At 42.7% G+C, this 21,031-nt stretch carries 17 protein-coding genes; 5 read left to right on the forward strand and 12 right to left on the reverse strand.

The genetic code is table 11. The annotated features are described in order from the left end of the window. Positions 1–7 precede the first annotated feature (7 nt). From prpC to H2245_RS06270, 4 genes are all read right to left on the reverse strand, one after another. The gene (gene prpC / locus H2245_RS06255) at positions 8–1,162 is read right to left on the reverse strand and encodes a 2-methylcitrate synthase (RefSeq protein ID WP_182406517.1); all 1,155 of its coding nucleotides are present in this window, start codon (positions 1,160–1,162) and stop codon (positions 8–10) included. 133 nt (positions 1,163–1,295) lie between these two features. Beyond that, entirely contained in the window at positions 1,296–2,189 is an 894-nt protein-coding gene (gene prpB, locus H2245_RS06260) for a methylisocitrate lyase (RefSeq protein ID WP_182406518.1), read from the reverse strand. Between the two features lie 390 nt (positions 2,190–2,579). Continuing rightward, positions 2,580–3,884: an NRAMP family divalent metal transporter gene (locus tag H2245_RS06265; RefSeq protein WP_404944661.1), complete on the reverse strand. Its 1,305-nt coding sequence runs from the start codon at positions 3,882–3,884 to the stop codon at positions 2,580–2,582. Positions 3,885–4,109: 225 nt separating this feature from the next. Then, entirely contained in the window at positions 4,110–5,084 is a 975-nt protein-coding gene (locus H2245_RS06270; protein ID WP_182406519.1) for a LysR family transcriptional regulator, read from the reverse strand. A gap of 192 nt (positions 5,085–5,276) precedes the next feature. On the opposite strand from H2245_RS06270, the gene H2245_RS06275 reads away from it, so the two are divergent. Further along, positions 5,277–6,080, forward strand: a complete 804-nt coding sequence (locus H2245_RS06275; RefSeq protein WP_182406520.1) for a hypothetical protein — start codon at positions 5,277–5,279, stop codon at positions 6,078–6,080. Between the two features lie 267 nt (positions 6,081–6,347). Here the strand turns inward: H2245_RS06275 and H2245_RS06280 are convergent, their stop codons facing one another. The 3 genes from H2245_RS06280 to H2245_RS06290 all read right to left on the reverse strand — a co-directional run bounded on the left by H2245_RS06280 (position 6,348) and on the right by H2245_RS06290 (position 8,777). Further along, positions 6,348–6,686: a hypothetical protein gene (locus H2245_RS06280; protein WP_182406521.1), complete on the reverse strand. Its 339-nt coding sequence runs from the start codon at positions 6,684–6,686 to the stop codon at positions 6,348–6,350. Positions 6,687–7,090: 404 nt separating this feature from the next. Then, positions 7,091–7,951 (reverse strand): universal stress protein, encoded by an 861-nt coding sequence (locus tag H2245_RS06285; RefSeq protein WP_182406522.1) that lies wholly within the window; start codon positions 7,949–7,951, stop codon positions 7,091–7,093. 337 nt (positions 7,952–8,288) lie between these two features. After that, the gene (locus tag H2245_RS06290; protein WP_220464385.1) at positions 8,289–8,777 is read right to left on the reverse strand and encodes a hypothetical protein; all 489 of its coding nucleotides are present in this window, start codon (positions 8,775–8,777) and stop codon (positions 8,289–8,291) included. Positions 8,778–9,037: 260 nt separating this feature from the next. Here H2245_RS06290 and H2245_RS06295 point away from each other — a divergent pair, with 260 nt between their 5' ends. Further along, positions 9,038–9,667 carry a hypothetical protein gene (locus H2245_RS06295; protein ID WP_259365109.1) on the forward strand — a complete coding sequence of 210 codons (630 nt, stop codon included), beginning with the start codon at positions 9,038–9,040 and terminating at the stop codon, positions 9,665–9,667. 134 nt (positions 9,668–9,801) lie between these two features. Here the strand turns inward: H2245_RS06295 and H2245_RS06300 are convergent, their stop codons facing one another. Then, positions 9,802–10,557, reverse strand: a complete 756-nt coding sequence (locus tag H2245_RS06300) for a zinc-dependent peptidase (protein WP_182406524.1) — start codon at positions 10,555–10,557, stop codon at positions 9,802–9,804. Positions 10,558–10,824: 267 nt separating this feature from the next. Between H2245_RS06300 and H2245_RS12220 the strand changes: the two genes are divergently transcribed. From H2245_RS12220 to H2245_RS06315, 3 genes are all read left to right on the forward strand, one after another. Next, positions 10,825–13,302: a circularly permuted type 2 ATP-grasp protein gene (locus tag H2245_RS12220; RefSeq protein WP_182406525.1), complete on the forward strand. Its 2,478-nt coding sequence runs from the start codon at positions 10,825–10,827 to the stop codon at positions 13,300–13,302. A 70-nt stretch (positions 13,303–13,372) separates the two neighbouring features. Next, positions 13,373–14,158: a transglutaminase family protein gene (locus tag H2245_RS06310; RefSeq protein ID WP_182406526.1), complete on the forward strand. Its 786-nt coding sequence runs from the start codon at positions 13,373–13,375 to the stop codon at positions 14,156–14,158. 53 nt (positions 14,159–14,211) lie between these two features. Beyond that, on the forward strand, positions 14,212–14,952 hold the full coding sequence (locus H2245_RS06315) for a peptidase (protein ID WP_182406527.1): 741 nt from the start codon (positions 14,212–14,214) through the stop codon (positions 14,950–14,952). A 150-nt stretch (positions 14,953–15,102) separates the two neighbouring features. Here the strand turns inward: H2245_RS06315 and H2245_RS06320 are convergent, their stop codons facing one another. The 4 genes from H2245_RS06320 to yghU form a co-directional block, all read right to left on the reverse strand. Then, on the reverse strand, positions 15,103–16,347 hold the full coding sequence (locus H2245_RS06320; RefSeq protein WP_182406585.1) for a DUF819 domain-containing protein: 1,245 nt from the start codon (positions 16,345–16,347) through the stop codon (positions 15,103–15,105). Positions 16,348–16,537: 190 nt separating this feature from the next. Further along, on the reverse strand, positions 16,538–18,211 hold the full coding sequence (locus H2245_RS06325; RefSeq protein WP_182406528.1) for a DEAD/DEAH box helicase: 1,674 nt from the start codon (positions 18,209–18,211) through the stop codon (positions 16,538–16,540). Between the two features lie 451 nt (positions 18,212–18,662). Continuing rightward, positions 18,663–19,745, reverse strand: a complete 1,083-nt coding sequence (locus tag H2245_RS06330; protein ID WP_259365110.1) for a DUF1176 domain-containing protein — start codon at positions 19,743–19,745, stop codon at positions 18,663–18,665. A gap of 269 nt (positions 19,746–20,014) precedes the next feature. Beyond that, on the reverse strand, positions 20,015–20,902 hold the full coding sequence (gene yghU, locus H2245_RS06335; RefSeq protein WP_182406530.1) for a glutathione-dependent disulfide-bond oxidoreductase: 888 nt from the start codon (positions 20,900–20,902) through the stop codon (positions 20,015–20,017). Positions 20,903–21,031 lie beyond the last annotated feature (129 nt).

A 21,031-nucleotide genomic window follows, 5' to 3' on the forward strand; every position in this document is an offset into this window, starting at 1 on the left:
AGAGATACTAACGCGCACTTATCTCTGGTACTGAGCGCAATTCTTCACCGGTATATTCCGCACTTGGGCGAATAATACGGTTGTTAGCACGTTGCTCGAATACGTGCGCTGCCCAACCTGTCAGACGTGAACACACAAAGATTGGCGTGAACAGTTTGGTTGGAATACCCATGAAGTGATAAGCTGAGGCATGGAAGAAATCTGCATTACAGAACAATTTCTTCTCACGCCACATGACTTCTTCACAGCGTACTGATACTGGGTAAAGTACATCATCACCAACGTCAGCAGCCAGTTTTTCAGCCCAACCTTTGATAACGACGTTACGTGGGTCAGATTCGCTATAGATGGCATGACCAAAGCCCATAATTTTATCTTTACGAGCCAGCATCGCCATCATCTCTTTTTCGGCTTCATCTGGTGAGCTAAATCCTTCAATCATATCCATCGCTGCTTCATTCGCGCCACCATGCAAGTGACCACGTAGTGAGCCAATCGCGCCAGTGATACAAGAATGGATGTCAGACAAGGTAGAGGCACAAACGCGAGCAGTAAAGGTTGAGGCGTTAAACTCATGCTCAGCATAAAGAATAAGCGATACGTTCATTACCTTAGTGTGTAGCTCGTTTGGTTTTTCACCTTTTAGCAGATGTAAGAAGTGACCGCCAATGGTGTCATCATCGGTTTCTGTCTCGATACGCACGTTATCATGCGTGAAGCGATACCAATAGTTAATGATTGACGGAAAAACAGCCAACATACGGTCTGCTTGGTCGTTTTCTTCAGCAAAGTCGAGCTCGGTCTCAAGATTACCGAGCATTGAACAACCAGTACGTAACACATCCATTGGGTGGGCGCTGGCAGGGATACGCTCAAGCACATCTTTTAATGCTTGAGGTAAACCACGTAAGCCTTTTAATTTAGTTTGATATGCCTCAAGTTCACTTTGAGTAGGCAAGTTGCCGTATAGCAACATGTAAGCCACTTCTTCAAAAATACATTTATCCGCCAATTCTGAGACGTCATAACCGCGATAGGTCAGACCAGAGCCTGATTTACCAACGGTAGATAAAGCCGTCTTGCCAGCGACTTGACCGCGTAGACCTGCGCCTGATAACTGTTTTTGAGTTTGGTTTTGTCCTGATTGGTTTTGTGCTGCCATGATAAATTCCTTTTTGTTGGTAGCTAATATTGAATCAAAGATAAAGGTGTTATAACTCTTGCATACTGCGCTGGCATACTAATTGATACAAAATCCAGCGCCTTTCACTTTCAATAACGGTTAACTGCTAAAACTACTTATTATCCGCAAACAATTTATCTAGCGTTTGCTCAAACTCATGATAGTTTAAGAAATCATAGAGCTCCATTCGGGTTTGCATGGTATCGACGACTTTTTCTTGCGTGCCGTCAGACAACAGATGCTGATAAACATTTAATGCCGCTTTATTCATCGCACGGAAGGCTGATAGCGGGTAGAGCACCATATCAACGCCAACGCCATGTAACTGTTCGGTGGTATAAAGATCGGTCTGACCAAATTCGGTCATATTCGCAAGTACGGGAATATCAAGCACGTCAGTGAATTTGCGATACATCTCGATATCCGTCAACGCTTCAGCAAATATCATATCAGCGCCCGCTTCTTGAAAGGCAACGGCACGTTCAACAGCCGCATCAAGACCTTCAACAGATAAGGCGTCAGTACGCGCCATCACCACAAAGTCATTATCAACTTTGGCATCAAGTGCTGCTTTTAAGCGATCAACCATTTCTGAGATACTAACGATTTCTTTATTCGGGCGGTGACCACAGCGCTTCTGCGCCACTTGGTCTTCGATATGTACCGCAGCAACACCGGCTTTTTCCATTTTACGAATGGTTTGGGCGATATTAAACGCGCCACCAAAGCCAGTATCAATATCAACCAATAATGGTGTATCAACGGCATCGGTAATACGGCGCGCATCTTCTAAGACGTTATCAAGGCTAGTCATGCCAAGGTCTGGTAGACCAAACGAGGCATTTGCCACGCCAGCACCAGATAGATATAGCGCTTGGTGACCGACTTGCGTTGCCATCATAGCGGTATAAGCGTTAATCGCGCCTGCAATCTGTAGTGGTTGATTATTATCATTTTTTTGTTTCATTGCACTGCGAAAGCGAGCGCCTGCTGAATGTGAAGTCATGCGTGTATCCTTGCGTAGAGGGTTATTCTTCTCAAAAAATGATTAGGCGTTAGCGCTTATTAGCCTTGCCTGTATGTCCTTAGAGTATAGGTAATTACTCTATTTTTGAAGGGGCGCTTATTCTTTATTATTAAAATTTAATAACAATATTATGTAGTTAAATTAAATATATTTGACTTATGAATAATACTATCCATTAATCGTTGATTTAGTCATCTTGTTATTCATTTTGGTAGAACCAGATGATAGTTTGTTATCTATTATTTAACATTTGGTTACAATTTTAGCTATTAGCCTTTATTATTATCAATAAAAAAGCCCTCTTAGTTTAACTAAAAGGGCTTTTGCTATCTTAAGTATATAATTGTTTATACTGGCTAACAGTTGCTCTTAACCAAGAATACCCGCAAGGTTGGCTAGAAACAACAAGGTAAAGCCACCTAAAAACACCAGACTTGCAATCGAATAAGCATTCATGCCGGCTGATAGTTTTTTATGGTTTTTTACGAGCGAGTAGTTTAACCAACCAAAGATAGGTGCGGATATAAATGCCGATATCATCGCGAACTTTAGCATAGCGCCTAATTGTCCGGCAAAGAAGCTAATAATCACCAGACCGCCACCGATAGCATAAGTGGTCCAAAAGGCGATTTGCTTTTTGTTAATCTCATCTTCACCTTTAATCAAACGCCAGCATTCGGCATTGGCACGTCCGTAACCGTCGGCACAGGTAATGGTGGTTCCAAACATACACATAAAGGCGACAAAGGCGACCAGTAGTCTTGACCATTCACCGATAGTGGCGGTATACATATTGATAAGCTGATCAATATAAGCGACCCCCGCGGTTTGAATCTCTTGACCGGAGCCGTATTGTACGAAAACACCTAGCGCTAAAAAGAACAAGGCTAAAACAGCAGAGACTAAGAAACCGACATTAAAATCTAGCAAGCCCTGACGATGCGTTGTATTATCCGCTTTTCTTTTGGCTGAGGTCCACATCGAGGTAATAGCAGCGAACTCAAGTGGTGCTGGCATCCAACCCATCAAAGCCACAATAAAGCCTAAAGTTGCCAAGTTCCAAGGAGATGCCGGAACAAAATCTGCAACCATCACCGTCGGCTTGCCAGCGGCAATCATCACCGCCACCACGGTTGCGGATACGAGCGCAATCATAATCCACTTAGTCACACCATCAAGCAGCTTATAGTGACCAGCAATCAGGAAAAACCAACATACCGCAACGATGATGATAGCTAAGGTAATGCTTGATAATCCCAAAGAAGCTGGCAGCATAAAGCCTAATATAACGGCAGCAAGTAATGTCACTGCACCCGTACTAATCACCGCCGATAAAATGGATAAAATAAAATAAACCCATAGATAGGCTTTTGAGCGTTTGGCATAGCCTGCAATTAGACTCTCGCCAGTATCATAGACGTAATCAGTACCAAAGCGGAAGAAGGGGTACTTGAAGACGTTGGCTAGAATAATCATAATCGCCAGCTGCCAGCCGTATAGGGCACCTGCTTGCGTAGACGAAATTAGATGTGAGCCGCCAATAGCAGCAGTCGCCATTAAAATACCGGGACCAAAAATTCGCCAGCTAAAGCCTTCTTGTGCCACTTTAGTATTAGGTTCGGTTAAGTCAATAGCGGTACTATTATCAGGGTTGTTAAGTTGTTGTGCAGTCATGAGTACCTCAAAATAATTCAAGCTGCAAGCCGTCACCATCCTGTGAGTGCTTGCCCATTGCAATTTGCCAGTAATCATTACAGCAAAGTATAAAAGACATAAATCGTGGCGGTGACTGTATCACAACTCGCTTAATTCAAGATAATGATTATTTTTACGGATGACAGTAATAGATAGTTAGGTATGCGCTATATTTTTTAGTGGTGCTTTGACAGCATTAAACCATTAAACAAATTGTTGACGACGATAAGTAATTCCGCGGCGCTCATAAACTTGATAAGTAGCATTTAGTAAATCGGGGATTTTTGGATGAATAAAATCCTTTAGCGTATGCAGATAAATAGGCGAGGTTACGTTTTCATGAATCAGACGCTGATAGCTAATCTGTTCAGTGCGTACCGTCTGTAGGCTGGCGGGTACTAAGGTAACCCCTTCACCAGCAGCGACTAATCCAAGTGCTACTTGTAAATCACTCACCTTAGTGGTTGTAAATGGCGTGATACCATACTGCGCAAACAGATGTAGTAACGGTTCAGTCTCTGTGTTAACAGTAATAACTTTACCATCCGTTTTTGAGGAAGCGCTGCTATCGGCTATTTGCGCTGGCAGGTGCGTTTGGTGGTATAAGATTAAGCGGTTATTAGCCAAATCAATCAAACGTTGTTCAGGGATATGGGCAAGAGGATGCGCTTTTGGCAGGGCAACCACATAACGCTCGTGGCGCAGTAGTATTTGCTGAATCCACGGATCTTGATGAGAAAAACGACTAAAACCGATATCAATTTCGCCACTCTTTAATGCCTCAATTTGCTGATAAGAGCTGATATCCTTCAGATTGACCTCGATATCAGGATCCTGCAGCTTCAGGGTTGCGATAATATCGGGTAGCAAGCCGTATAATACCGAGGGTACAAAGCCAATGTTCAATGTTGAACTCGGCGCAGCAAGTCTCTTGGTCATACTGGTAATCGTGTCCAGCTCAGTTAACAGCGTACGCACTTTATCATAAAAGAACTGTCCAGCTTCGGTCAGCTGTAGCGGTCGATGATAACGATCAATGAGCGTCACATTCAGCTCTCCCTCCAGCTGCTTTAATAATCGACTTAAGCTGGGCTGCGATAATCCGGTTGTTTTTGCCGCTGCACTAAAGCTTTGTAAGGTTGAAATCGCAATAAAAGCATTCAGCTGCTTTAAATCCATAAGATCATATCCTAATACTGACCACCAATAAAATTATATTTTTAGAATAACTGATTTCTGGCATGATTTTTGCTTATTTTATAAGACCATACATTGTATATAAAAATATAACGCGTGATGACATGCGATGAAGGTGATTAGCCTCTAATCGTCATATCCTCACTAAAAACGATAACAGTGGCTGAATATTCTATGAAAAACTTGCAACACTCTAATGATGCTAATCGACAATCTGATGCCGTCAGTTGCAATATGGAAACAAAGAATAGAAAATCTCATTGTAGTATTTATGAAGATTTCATTAATAAAGTTCAGCCGCTAAATAGCAATAAACAAGGTGAGAATAGTTCTAACAGCGATGGCTTTACAAGGATATCGCTGCTAGAACCACTGAATGAAAAAGAGCTGCAGTTTCTTACTAACAGCATTGAAGACAGTAGTACAGATAGACCGTTGCTATATATTTCTGAGTCTGAGTCTGAGTCTGAGTCTGAGTCTGAGTCTGATAATATAGTACCGGTTATTGATTTAATAAAAACTAAAGATATAACTGATTATCGTAATAGTCAGCCACTCAAACCATTAATCCATAAAAAACCCAAGGTATCGACAGAAAAAACTGCCAGTAACATCAGCTGGCTGGCGACTGGACTAGTGTGCGGCTTGTTATTAAGTATTGCAATTATTTTTATACTGGATAAAACAGGATTATTACCAACGTTAAGTCAATCCATTCAAAGCAATCATATAATAGAAGAAAGTAGGGTAGAGGGTAACAAAGGAGTGGCGATTAGTGAGGAACAGCGCCAAGCTAATCCTCAAGATAAACCCGAAATACCAGCAGAGAGAATCACACAGTCACTGCCTTTGACGCCTGCAACATCTAAACAATCTATTGAGACTGCCCAACCGCACATAACATCTAATCCAAGTATCAGTATTGACGATTTTCGTGAGGAAGCACAAAGTACGTTGTATCGGGAGATTAAAGATTGATCAGATATCATTTGACGTAGTATTAGCTTTATTTAAATGAGTGGACGTCATATAGAAGCTATGCTTCCTTCTTATTTATTGTTATGACAACATGACTCGAGTGGTGAGCCGACACAATACACCACTTCGTGACCGGCTCTAACTCATATTTAAGCTACTGAGTAGGTAAAAAAATCTCATATAGATGGTGCTATTTTATTTTTAAGTTGTTTTTAACAAAAAAATAAAAGATACAGTGAGTTTTCTGGCTCAATTTACGATTTATTATTAGCTTTTATGTTCCGATTTTAATATCTTAACTGCCTCATTATAATAATCCATATTAAGCAATTGACTAGGAGTTTTGGGCGAAGCATTAAAGGTGCCTCTTTGTAGTCTGGGGCCTAAATTGTAGCTGATACTATCGAAACTTTTATCACATAAGATACATTTGTAGGTTTGCCCTGTCGTCTTAATAGGAGGCGCTAAACCACCGCAGCGGCAGGTACTAGCCGTTCTTTTTAAAAGTTCAGCGTTATGACGGACTAAATTATTAGGTTCATCATCCGCATATCTCTGTTCTACTTTTTTGCTAAAAATAAAACGCATTAATTGAGGTAATTTCAACGATAGCTCCTTATTTGATATTCTCATACAGTATAGATTGTAGAAAATATATTAGGCAACTTTTGTCTAATTTTTTAATCATTTCAGATGAGTAGCTGTAATTTGCAGACAGTCTGTATTTAATTGTAAAAAATAGTATGCGTGACTAATGATTTTTTCAATTTGGCAGCATATTTTAGGATAAAAACTCCTTAAGATTAGAGGTGGTATGCCTCTCAATATTTATACTAAAAGTCAGTTTTTCAGTCAGTACAACGCTGTGTATCGACTGAAAAATTCCTAACATTATGAGAGGGGTCAAATATATTTTTGAGTTAATAAGGTAGTTGAATCAATAATATTAGTAATATTTCAATGAGTATTATTAGTCAACCTCCTTATTTAATGTTTAATAACGAGGGGATTTAACGTACTAGGATAACAGGCGAGAGGGTGCTGGCAATAATCTCGGTTGTGGTGCTTCCTAAAAACAACTGACTCCACTTCGAACGCCCATAAGCGCCAATCACAATGATATCGACATTGTTTTCAGCTTGAAACGTCAGTAATCCATTTACCGCATCAGTGGCAGGCAAGTGATGCGCCTTTACCTTAAAGCCTGCAGACAACAGCTCTGCGGTTGCCGCTGCTAGGCTTTGCTTAGACAGCTCATCATGATTGCCAACCATCACAATATGACCTTGCATATCCTTTAATAAATAACTTCTAGCGACCATTTGTGTGGCAGTAATGGCTATTTTACTGGCATCAAAAGCAATCATGTACGAAGTAGGAGCGATAAACGCTTCTGAGCATATCAAGATGGGTATATCTGAAGCACGAGCAACGGTCTCAATTTGGCTGCCAATATTGATTCTCTTGTTTTGATGATCTTCTCCGCGCCGTCCCATCACAATAGCGCGATTTTTCGCTTTAAAATGTTCAATAGCAGGTAACAGCTTGCCGTGGCGTTGGTAGACATCGACTTGTATATCAAACTTACTTTCAATATAACTCTTCGCATCTTTTACCAATGCGGTGCTATAGCTATTGACCACTTTAGCCCTTTCTTCATCGAGCTGGGACAGCTCTTCTAGTAAATCTTGTCGACTATTAATACCTATTGCGCCAGATAAATCTCGTCTTATTGATGCCGGTACCTCAATAGAATTTAATAAAGCGACCGGTAAGCCTAAGCGACTGGCATACCACGTAGCATAATCACAAACTGATTCTGTGACTGCCGAACCATCAATACACGCTAAAATATGCTTTTGTGTGGTCATTATTTTTTTCCCTAATGTTATCATGTTCAACAAATGAAATTACCAACGAATGTCTAAGCGATTATAATAAGACTAAAACAAAAAAGGTGTAATTGTTTTAGTCTATCCACAGTCATAATATGAAAGAGTGGAATAAACTTTGGCAAGCTATACGTAAGATATGAGACTATCATCAGATAATATTTATTTAACATAATATACATTATGCGAAAACACACTTGTAAGTTTGAAGATAAGTATTGCAGTTAGAGATATAGGTTTAATCATTACCAAGGCTATAACTTATCGTCCAATGTTATTAATAAAAACTTGATAAATAACTTTGAATCAGTCTTTGTTACTGACAGGCTTCCTTTAAATATGCCTTTAATGATGTGCCTTTGTTATCTACAATGACATCATGTACTAGGCATTCTTTATCATTGCATGCCAGCTCATAATCTACGGTGCTGCCTTGTGCTAGATTAACTTGTACCAAACCTTGCTTGGTGACAGAGAATTCCTTATCTTGAGCATAGTCAGGATCTTGCGAATCCCACAACACATCGTAGCCGATATGACAGGATATCTGCGTCTTATCAAAATACTCTTGTTCCAATTGCATCGCAGCTTGCAAATCTTTACTGGCGTATTGTTGTAGCACAACGGGAGAATCTTCTCCTTCATTGTCTACATCCTGCTGGTACATTTTTTTTATGGTGGTTACTTTCTGAGCTGTTCTATCTAGCACAGGCGTTTCTGATTTGGTCGTGGCGCTGTCAGCTATAGCAACATTGGTAGTCAACCCTAAAGTAAATAATATGGTTAGTAAAGCAAGTGGTTTCATGGTGTTCTCTAAAACTAATCAAGTGATAAAACAATAAGTTAAGTCTGTTTTGTACGTAGGTTAATAACTCATTACACCATATTTATTCTATTATTTGGCGATATAATCGTATCGTTCTGGTTGAGTATGCTAGTAGCAATATGACATCAACAACTCATTACAGCGTATTCGTTTAGCTTAATCTAAGGTGTTGTTATAATAGAATTTAAGTTGATAAAAAATCTTATGGTTCCGTGACTGAGCACGGTAAGGATATGATTATGAAACTGCCTATGTATCCCCTTGCTATCAGTGGTGGCTTGACTTTGTTACTGTCTGTAGTAGGTTGTCAATCAGCAACCATACCTCCAGTTATCTCCAACCCTCCGACTCAACCAACTACACCAGATAGTCAGAAAACCGTGACCCAACAAGCCATGCATATCCAACGCGCATTGGCTAATAATGACTATGCAAGTATCACGAATGACATTCACCCCACCAAAGGTGTACGTTTTTCGATGTATGCTTATGTGGATTTAAATAAAGATAAGGTGTTTAGTCGGGCGCAGTTTACGCAGTATTTAAGAGAGTCAAGAATTCGTTTTACGTGGGACGACCTTGATGGTACTGGCGAAGATTATGTGGTGCCTTTGCCGGTATATTTGGACAGTTGGATTGATGCCAAAAAATTTGATAATGCGCGTATTACTGTAAATAAGTTTGAATCACGCGGTAATATGATTAACAACGTGCTTGAAGCCTATCCGGGCGCTGATGTGGTTGATTTTATTTATAGTGGTAGCGATAAGTATGATGGTATGGACTGGCGTGGTATGCGCTTGGTGTTTGAGAACTATCAAGGCAAACGTTATTTGGTCGGTATTGTGAATGACAGATGGACGGTATAACCCTTCAACTGATATGAGAATAATTAAACATAAAATTGGGCAGTGCGCCATTTGATTGATGCCCTGCCCTTTTTATTTGCTTGTATTTCTACTTTATAAATGTCTTTATATTCGATTTTTGAGAGAACTAACTGCTACGATTTAGGCTGAATTGGTGTTTGCAAAAAGAACTTTACCATCAGCTCATAAATTTCAGGATAAGCGTCTATTAGCTTCTGCGGTGTCTCAAAAAATACTTCACTAAGTACTGCAAAAAACTCAGCTGGATTGGTCGCGCCATAACGATCTAGCCCTGATTTACGATGGCGCTGAAAGTCCTCAAAATCTCGTGTCATCACCTCAGTCCAGCGCTTCGGATTCATATCTGGTTGCAATGGCGGAAAGCCATTGGCGCGACCATTTAGCATATCGAGCTTATGCACAAACTCGTGAATGACGACATTGTGACCATCGCGCTCGCCTGAATACTTGGCATCCTTCCATGACAAGATAACCGGACCGCGCAGCCACGCCTCACCGCTACGATGCTCATGACCTTCATGGACAATGCCAAGCTCATCTACCGTCGTACTTTCGCTGGTATAAGAGCCATGATAAATAATAATGGACGACCAGCCAGCATACCACTCAAGGCTTAGGTTCAGTATTGGCAAACACGCTTGCAAAGCAATCGATTGCTTCACAACATCAGTAATCTCAAAACCTTGAGCGCCTGTGATGGATTTATCCGCCAAGAACAAAGTCGCCAGCTCAAACAGACGCATTATCTCGTCATCACTTAACCTATCCAGTATCACGATACGCTTGGCAGCTTGCATCCAGTCATCACGCGTGAACTTGCTGTTTTCCAAGATACGCTGATTACGCCAGTCTTTTATCATGCTGAACATATGGTTTGTCCTTTCTTAATATACAAGATAATTAACCACTTAAGACGCATCTATCGCAGCAGTCAAGCGCAGCGATGATGTTGATATATAGAAGCCCCCCCCACTATTACCGTTTGCCATATTTACCGATAAGCTTTGATAAAAACAGACTTTTCTTTTAACGCAATTGTTAAGCTTAATTACCTAACAATTATTGTGTATTACCCAATAGTCACGCTATAGTTTCTATTATAAGGGAAACCACCATCAAGGATGAATGAGGTTATTATGGAGCATAAATCCAACCAGTCGCAAAGTCAAAGTCAAGCGCAGAATCAGGCGCAAAACCAAAAGCAGTCAACTAAAGCTAAAATAGAAGATAACGCTACGGTAAAAACTCAAAATCAAGAGCAATCTTCACCCGTACCTAATAATTCTGATCTTGATACCGTCAATGATAAACAAGGGCCAAAAGCTGAGAGTGAAGAAACGCAAATTCAAAAGACAGAAAAACGGCAAAGCTTTGATGAGTTGCAAGAGGATGACGGGCAGTATCGTCCCGTTGCGCAGGCTATTGGCAACTGGCTGAATAGTGCCAGTATCGATACCTTAAACCATCTTAATGAACAAGCGGCTGATATCTTCTACCGTAAGGGCGTGACTTTTACCGTCTATAGCGATGCCAAAAATATCGAGCGTATGATTCCGTTTGATATTATCCCCCGCGTTATTGCTGCCAGTGAATGGCAACTAATAGAGGCTGGCTGTAAGCAACGTATCACCGCACTTAATGCTTTTTTACATGACATTTATCACGACCAAGCCATTATGAAGGCCGGTATCGTCCCTGCCAGCTACGTCTATGCCAGCGGCTGCTATGAGCCTTGGATGATGGGCATTACCCTTGATAAGCCGATTTACTCCCATATCAGCGGTATTGATTTGATTCGTGATGAGACGGGGCGTTTTTGTGTATTAGAAGACAATCTGCGCACGCCATCTGGCGTGTCTTATATGCTGGAGAGTCGTAATATTTCAGAAAAGCTACTCGCCGATTTATTTACTAAAAATTCTATTTTGGGTGTGAGTGACTATCCGCAGCGCCTTAAAGCCTGTCTTGCCAGCGCCGCCAGTAAGTATGACCCGCAAATCGTCATTTTAACGCCCGGACGCTTTAATAGTGCTTATTATGAGCATGCCTTTTTGGCGCATGAGATGAACGTGCCACTGGTTCATGGCTATGATTTGGTGGTTGAAGATAGCAAAGTTTATATGCAAGGGATTCGCGGAAAATTGCAGGTCGATATTATCTATCGGCGCATTGACGATCCGTATATTGACCCCTTAGCATTTCGCTCGGATTCCATTTTAGGCGTGTCAGGGCTAATGAGCGCCTATCGTGCTGGCAATGTCGTGATTGTCAATGCACCCGGTACTGGCGTGGCGGACGATAAGAGCTTGTATCCTTTTGTCCCCGATATGATTGAATTTTATTTGGGTGAAAAGCCTATTTTACCCAATATCACCACCTATCAGTGCCGCAAGCCTGATGAGCTACAATACGTATTGGATAATTTAGATAAGCTAGTAGTAAAAGAAACGCAAGGTTCGGGCGGCTATGGGATGCTGATTGGTCCGACCTCAAGTAAGCCAGAGATTGAAGCGTATCGTAAGCGCTTATTAGACAATCCAAGTGGTTTTATTGCCCAGCCGACCATTGCCCTATCGACCAATCCAACCGCCATTAGCGATGGTATTGCCCCGCGCCATATTGACTTGCGTCCCTTTATCCTAAGTCATGGCGATGGCACCGTGGATATTGTACCGGGCGGCTTAACCCGTGTAGCAATGGTTGAAGGCTCGCTGGTTGTGAACTCGTCTCAAGGTGGCGGCATTAAAGACACGTGGGTGATTGATGATAGCAAGTTAACCACACGTTCAAAAAGTGGTCGTGTATCTCCTAGATCGGTAAACAATAACGCACCAGCAGTTAATGCCGTCGTTAAAGCTTGCGCCGATACCTATCTGGCTGACCCATCGCCTGCTGCATCAGAATCTAGCGCCACTTATTCCAGCTACTATGATCGCGTGCAGCCTATCGAGGCAGGATATGAAGGTCGAATCGATGCGCCCATGATATTGCTGTTATCAACAGCCAGCCATCTGATTTGGCTCGGACGCTACAGCGAGCGGCTGTATTATTATGACAATATCATGAAGCAGCTGATTAAAGGCGATTTGAAAAAGTCACAAGTACAGCATCTGATTCATCATTTGGGCTTTGCCGTCAGTAGCACTGAGTCATTAAAGGTGATGAAAGCGCAGCTGATGTGTGATTTAGAACAGAATCGGATTCCCAATGTCATTCAGTCAATCGAAACCAATATCCAAGAGGCAAAAGGCGTGATTGGCAAAGACACGGCTGAGCTCTATAACCTCATTAAACGTCTTGCCAGCGCTGGCACCTACCGCGCCGCTACTTTGCAACTACATGCTTGCAATGCCGCAATGGCACAAGAACATGCTACGGTCACTTGCTTTTGGCAATTAGGACGGCATTTTGAGCGCCTTGAGCGGGCAGTATTATTAGAAGAAGACGCCATGGTAGCCAGTCTTGAGTTTAAACATTGGATTAATGAGCTGCCAGAAAATACGCGCTGGCGTGAGCTGATACGCCTCACCAATCAGATGATTAAGGGCAAACGCTTTAGTGACTTTAATCTCATTAGCCAAGAGTTTAACCTCATATTGCGCCAAGGGGTTTAAGGGTGTACGCCGTTCCCTTTAACAAGGGCAAATAACCGCTATAAAAGAATAATTAAAATAGGGATATATTATGAAATTACAAATCAGTCATCAGACCAACTATTATTATGGCGAGCTGGCGCACCGCAGCGTACAGTATATTCGCATGACACCCATGCAGTTGCCGCATCAAATTATTCATCAATGGAGTGTTATGCTGCCTAAAGTTGCCACCAGTCAAAAAGACGGCTTTGGCAATGATTGGCTAACCCTTAGCCGCAACGAGGCACATAATAATCTACAGATGCAAGCATCAGGTATCGTCGAAATCAATACCGATACCGAGCGCTTAGAGGATATGGCACAAGTGCCCTACCTGCTATTTACGGTACAAAGTCCGTTAACCCAATGCTCAGAGGCAATGCGTGCTTTTGCTGCGCCTTATCTAAAAAACCCCACTCATGACACCTTAAAAGCCATGGCTGCTGACCTTATTACAAAGATGCCTTTTATTAAGGACATGACCCATGTTGGCACCACTGCTGCCGAAGCCTTTGCCATTGGTGCAGGCGTCTGCCAAGACCATACCCATGTGTTCGTCGGTTGCTGTCGTGACCAGCATATCCCGGCGCGTTATGTGTCCGGCTATCTGTATGATGATACTGAAAACCATATGGCAAGCCATGCGTGGGCGGAGGTTTGGTTAGATGGTTACTGGTATACTTTTGATGTCTCCAATCAGCTGTTTGCGCCAAGCTCACACGTGTATGTGGCCATTGGGCGTGATTACTTAGATGCCGCGCCAGTACGCGGGGTGCGCATGGGTGGCGGTTACGAGAGTCTTTATAGCCAAGTATTGGTAACGCGATTGTCTTAACTGACATATGAACGGTACGATTGATAATTGTTATTTATTATTAAGGAAGTTTGATGACTTATTGCGCCGCTATTCGGCTAAAAGAAGGCATGATTTTCGCTAGCGATACTCGAACCAATGCTGGCGTGGATCATATCTCAACCTTCAGAAAGCTCTATCAATATGGGGTTGAGGGCGAACGTTTTATTGTGCTACAAACGTCTGGTAGCTTAGCAACCTCGCAAGCAGTCTTTACAAAACTCCAGCATGATATTGATCAGCGCCAAGAGAGCAATCTTCATACGGTCGCTACCCTATTCGATGCCGCGCAAATGGTTGGCGAATGTATGCGTAACGTTATGAACCATGCCAGAATTATTGCCAACGATCCCAGTAGCAGGACCTTTACCAGCTCGTTTATGCTGGGTGGTCAAATAAAAGGACAAGTGCCTGAACTGTATATGATTTACCCTGAAGGCAACTGCATCCGCGCCACCCAAGATACGCCGTTTTTTCAGCTTGGTGAAAGTAAATATGGCAAGCCCATTCTGGATCGTGCAGTCACTTATGATACTGATGTAAAGCATGCGGCACGGGCGCTAATGTTGTCTTTTGACTCAACTATTCATTCAAACTTATCCGTTGGCATGCCCATCGATGTGGTGCTGTATCAAAATGACAGCTTAACCTTGCCAAAAGGTCGCCGTATTGATGAACATGATGCCTATTTTAATACCATACGTTATGAGTGGGCAGAATCAATACGCCGCAGCTTGATTGAGCTACCTGCCTGCCCTGATGATTATTGGACGTAATTAATGAAACCAAGTCAATTAGAACAATTTAAGCGCTATTATTGATGGCATAAAGAAAAATAAAAAAAGGAGTGCTGAGTTAAAATATGACTGCCGCTCCTTTTTATCTTATCTATCAATATTCTTAGGCAACTGACCGTATAAATTACCTTAACTGACCACCAAACGCATCAACTGTGTGCTGATATAACCCCCCACTGTGCCCATTGCATAACCTAGAATACCTAAAAATACACCAACCGGTGCAAGCGATGGATGAAACGCCGTAGCGACAATAGGTGCTGACGACGCACCACCCGTATTTGCATTTGAGCCGACTGCTAAAAAGAAAAACGGTGCGCGGATGATTCTCGCGGCAATAAAAATAATGATTATGTGAATAATCATCCAGACAAAACCAATCAGCAGTAGTCGCCACTGCGATACAATACCGGCAAGATTAATTTGCATCCCAATAGCGGCAATTAAAATAAAGATAAATACCGTGCCAATTTTCGACGCGCCAGCATGATCGAGCCGTCTAATTTTAGTAAAAGAGAAAACGACGCCAATTAAAGTGATAATCACCACCATCCAAAAAAACGCGCTGGCAAAGCTATATTGCACTGCCCACGCATACGGCGCAAAAAATGCCGCGATTTGTTCTCCAGCAAAATGTGCCAAACCAACCATGGCAAAACACAGTCCAAACATCACCATCAAATCATTTAAAGTTGCCGGGCGCGCATGATCACGCTCATAGCTCTCAACTGCCGCAATTACTCTCTCAATACTACTGTTGTCTGCCTTTAACCAACGATCAATTGTAGCGCGGTGTTTTGCCATGACCAGTATTGCTAGCAACCATAACGACGCATTAGTGGTATCAACCAGAATCATCATCCCAAATAAATTATCATCAACCCCAAACAGCTCTTTCATTGCCGCTTGGTTGGCTGCCCCGCCAATCCAACTACCAGCAACGGCTGAAAATCCGCGCCAAAGCGTGTCATCGGTAAACATCTCCGGTGACACCCATTTTGCCAGTCCCAAGCTGATTGGACCACTAATGACAATTGCCACCGTTGCCGCCAAAAACATGGCGATGGCTTTCCAGCCCAAGCCCAATATCTTTGGAACGTCCATGGATAAAGTCATTAGCAGTAAGCTTGCTGGCAATAAATAGGTGGCGGTAAAACCGTATATCTGCGCGCCAACACCATCCGCAAAAACGCCCAAGCTATTGAGCGATGCCGGTATAAAGCAGCACAACACAATTCCCGGTAGCACCGCATAAAAACGTCGCCAAAATTTACCCGGTAAGCCTTGGGTATAAAACACCAAGCCAATAATCGCCATGATAATACCAAATGCTACAGGAAGACTTTCTATGGCTAAGTTAGAAATCGCATGCATCGCATAGCTCCAAATGGCAGGAAACAATAAAAATTGGCAAGTATAAACAAGCCCAAAACTACGTGCAAGTAGGTGTTTTAAGTCCGATATCACCAAAAACTGCTTAGACTTAAATACAGACACAAAAAAGCCAGATAACAAGTATCTGGCTTTTTAATAGAGTCTCTAGTAAGCAACTAAATGAATAGGCTTATGAAGAGGTGTTACCACGGTTGCCACCGTTTGGACGACCTTGACCACCGGTACGGCTGGCAGGACGACCTTGGCTACCGCTTGGGCGACCACGACCCGTTGCAGCACGATCACCGCGTGGAGCGCTTGCGCCATCACCACGGCTAGGAGCACCAGTGCGCTTACCTTGATACGGCTTGCCACCTGAACGCTCATTTGGTTTGCCTGACGCGTCACGTGGCTTACCTTGATAACCGCTGTCATTGCTTGCGCGTTGACCAGTTGCGGCGCTGCTATCGCTTGAACGACCACGAGCATTAGCAGGATTACCTTGATAGCCACCGCTTGAACGACCACGGCCTTGACCATTACCGCCGCCAGCTGAACGACCACGACCACGGCCACGAGGACTGCCTTTGTTGTCACTAGGAACGTAAGTTTTCTTAGCTTCCATACCTTCGATAACACATACTTCCACTTTGCGATCTAAGTAGCGGTTAATGGCGTTAAGCTGTGGACGATCATCTATACTACATAGGCTGATAGCAACACCCGTACGACCGGCACGACCACAACGACCAATACGATGCACGTAATCTTCAGTTTGGCGTGGTAAATCGTAGTTGATAACATGCGATAACGCTGGCACGTCAAGACCACGGGCAGCAACGTCAGTCGCTACTAGGATTTTACATTTACCATTACGTAGGTCTTGCACAATGCGGTTACGCTTGCTTTGTGGCAAATCACCATGTAAGAAGCTGGCTTTATGACCTTGTTCTTGTAATGATTTTGCTAATTTTTCAGTGCTACGTTTGGTTGCAGCAAAGATGATAATTTGTTCCATATCTTTGGCACAAACGATTTTATCAAGCAAACGGTTTTTGTGATCAAAATCATCACAGTAATATACTTTTTCCTCGATGTGTGCAGATTCAACTTTAATTGAAACACGCTCAGGATTTTTAGTAAAGCTGGCAGCAATCTTGCCAACCGGACCGTCCCACGTTGCTGAACACATGATGGTTTGACGACTGCTAGGCGCAGCTTTCAAGATATCATTGATATCGTCAGCAAAGCCCATGTCTAGCATGCGATCCGCTTCGTCAAGTACCAAGATTTCAAGGCTTGATAAGTCAACACGACCGGCATTGATATGGTCAAGTAAGCGACCTGGGGTTGCAACAATAACTTGAACGCCTTTTTTCAACGCAGTAATCTGACCGTTATACGGTGCGCCGCCAACTAATGGCACACAGAACAGACCGCGCATGTCTTTTGAGTATGTACGTACGCTATCATGTACCTGCTGAGCAAGTTCACGCGTTGGCGTTAGGATAAGGGCTTTGGTTAATTTATCAAAGCTAGTCGCACGGCTTAAGCGATCAAGTACTGGGATCACGAATGCCGCCGTTTTACCACTACCGGTTTGCGCAGACAATAAAAGGTCACGACCAGCTAGGGCAAAAGGAATGGCTTCTGCTTGAATAGGTGTTGGATGAGTATAACCACTACGCTCAAGCGCGCTAAGAATTGGCTTGGCAATATTAAGGTCAGTAAAGGTGGTTTTGTTTTCTTCAGTCGCGTCATTAGCAGGCGCTTGAGTATTATTATTGTCTGAAGTAGTCGTTGCGGTGTCAGTATTTTCGATGATGCCGTTTTCAGCAGCGATTGCAGATAAGATGTCAGTCATGAATATCCTTGGTGGTATAAGCTGCTGTAAATTCAGCAAACTTGATGCACACCACTGATAACCGTTCATCATACAAACCTTTTATCAAAATAATGATAAATAAGTATGCACGCTGTCTGACGTATTTTGGTGGTAGTGCCGAGTGTCTTATCCTTGTCTGTTCTTAGCTGTCCATCCATGCTTTGTCCAAAGCAGATAAACGCAAATCACAACCAATCTAGCACATGCTAGTAGATAAGATATGAGTCAAAAATAATGGGATTATTTAAGTACACAAAATCATCGGCAACAATTACTCATGGTCATCCTAGACCCAAAATCGCAGGCGATGTTATCAATCTCATAATTCACGTCAGTCTAAGCTAACGTGGAGACGCAGTATAGCACAGTAAAATAAATAGTATCATTTATTTTTACCTTTATTTTAATATTAGGTTTATTTGACTGCTCATTAGCGAGATACTTTTACTTCTGTCACATAGGTTGGCATTCTCCACGCGCCGCCAACTTCAACCAATCGGCACAATCCGGTACTGCTCTCATAGCTCTTAGTGAAGCGCGTTCCTGTCCAAATCCAGTAAGTTTGATTTAAACAGTCACCAAGACCGCGCCCTTTATGTACCGCACTGATTTTACCGTTATCATAGTCCGTGGCGTTGGTGGTTACTAATACGGGATTATAAGGCGGGCTGTCGTTCATGACCCAGGCACCGCTACCTGCATTGTATGCGCTCAGCCAGCAACCATGCTGCACGAACATCTTGGTACCGTTGAGACGATTGATTCGCCACGGTGAAGTATCACTGAGGTTTGGGCAGTCGCTACTCACGTCTTTGATAGTCGATTGCATTAAAGCTGCCAGCTGTGAGGATTTCATACTAAATTTTTTATTACTGTTAGCCCGCAGTGTCGCATTAGGCGTGACGAGGCGCAGCTGCGGCGCAGGTTTTGGTGATAAGACGGTATTATTAGATTTAGTGACCGGAATAGTGTTGATGAAAGCGCTAGAAGTGCCTATCCGTCCCTGCGCCTCATCAGCTTTGAGCATGACCGCCGTTGCGCCTTTATCCGAAAGCCGCCAGCGGGTATTACGCAATACAAGCTCAATTTTGCTGGATTTATTGATGGCATCGAGTAACGCGGTGACTTGGTCGGAGGTAAGATCAGCATCACCAGATGCAGTAGAGAAAGCCTTCGTCTCCCCTAAATCTTTGTCGTTAATAAATAAGGAGATACGATGCCGGTTGCCGAGTTGCAACAAAGCTTTGGATGAGCTGTCTTTTGCGCCGCCAAGTTTGACCTTGCCTATGACGCCTGCATTAGCACCCGCTCGGCGAATCAATAACACTGATACTGGAAGATTATTATTATCCTCGGTTTGATAACCTGCCAGCCGGCAAGTGCGAGTGTTATCACAAATCACCTGCCAATCTTGGTAGGTAAATTCAACCGGAGCTGCTGCCATGATTTGCTGGCTGATAAGTCCTGCGCCAATAGCAGTAAAAATGGATAATATTCTTTTAGAAGTTATCATTATTTTTTTTGTCATGAGCCTTTTTATCTTAATAAAAGTGTACAATTTTATCTTAACTCAGCTATGTTTCTGTCCGTTGTACTAATGTACCATTGTGTAAATGAATAACAAAGTTAATTTTGTTAAACAACATAAGTTTGCAAATATTAATATATACAATAAAAAAAGCTGATAGAGAAAATGTCTATCAGCTTAAACATTGCTATGACTGGTCACTACATTTTTCTATAACGCCTTTGATTTTGATACTGCGCTTTCATCTTCACATGTTATTGAATTTCCGTTATTGGTTTTAACGACAACGCCACACCACGCTTTACCGCAGGGCGTTCAGCAATCCGTTGTGCCCAGCGCTGCACGTATTGATAGCTGTCTACTTGCAAGAATTCAGCGGCATCATAGAGTTTACCCAACACCAGCTGTCCGTACCACGCCCAAATAATAATATCGGCAATGTTATAGTCTGCGTCATTATTACCGCACATATAAGTGCGTTGCGCCAAATGCTGATCTAAGACATCTAGCTGACGCTTGGTCTCCATAGCATAACGATTGATTGGATATTCCATCGGTTCAGGGGCATACGCATAAAAGTGCCCAAAGCCACCGCCTAAAAATGGCGCACTACCCACCTGCCACATCAACCAAGACAAACATTCCGCACGCGCAGCACCTTGCTTAAGCGGTACGAGTACCTCAAATTTCTCCGCTAAATATAACAAAATAGCACCGGATTCAAAAATCTTGACAGGTTCACTAACTTGACTGTTACTATCTCCTTCGTTTCTAGTAGCTGAATAATCAATCAATGCTGGGATTTTAGAATTAGGATTAATAGCAACAAAGTCTGAGCCAAACTGATCGCCTGCTGAGATGTCAATTTGATAAGCGTCGTATTTTGCCTCCTCAATACCAAGCTCCAATAATTCCTCTAACAAGATATTCACCTTGACACCGTTTGGAGTGTTCAGCGAATACAGCTGCAGTGGCGCGTTCCCTATCGGTAGTGTTTGCTCATGACGTACGCCTGCCGTTGGGCGATTGGTACTGGCAAACTTACCGCCATTTTCTTTATCGTTTGTCCATACTTTTGGTGGCGTATAAGGGTTATTTTCGTTCTTTGAACGGTTGCTGGTTTCTTGGTTGTGGTTACTCATGGGATATCCTTTTGCTAAAAGTGAGTGGTTTTGTACAGTATGACCTTACTATAGCGAGAGTGTGACCACTGGTGACAGTCCTATCCTGTAACTACTGTAGTTTTTTTAAGTCGCTTTTTTAGCACGCTA

This window comes from Psychrobacter sp. GP33 (genome assembly GCF_014119005.1).
Lineage (GTDB): Bacteria > Pseudomonadota > Gammaproteobacteria > Pseudomonadales > Moraxellaceae > Psychrobacter.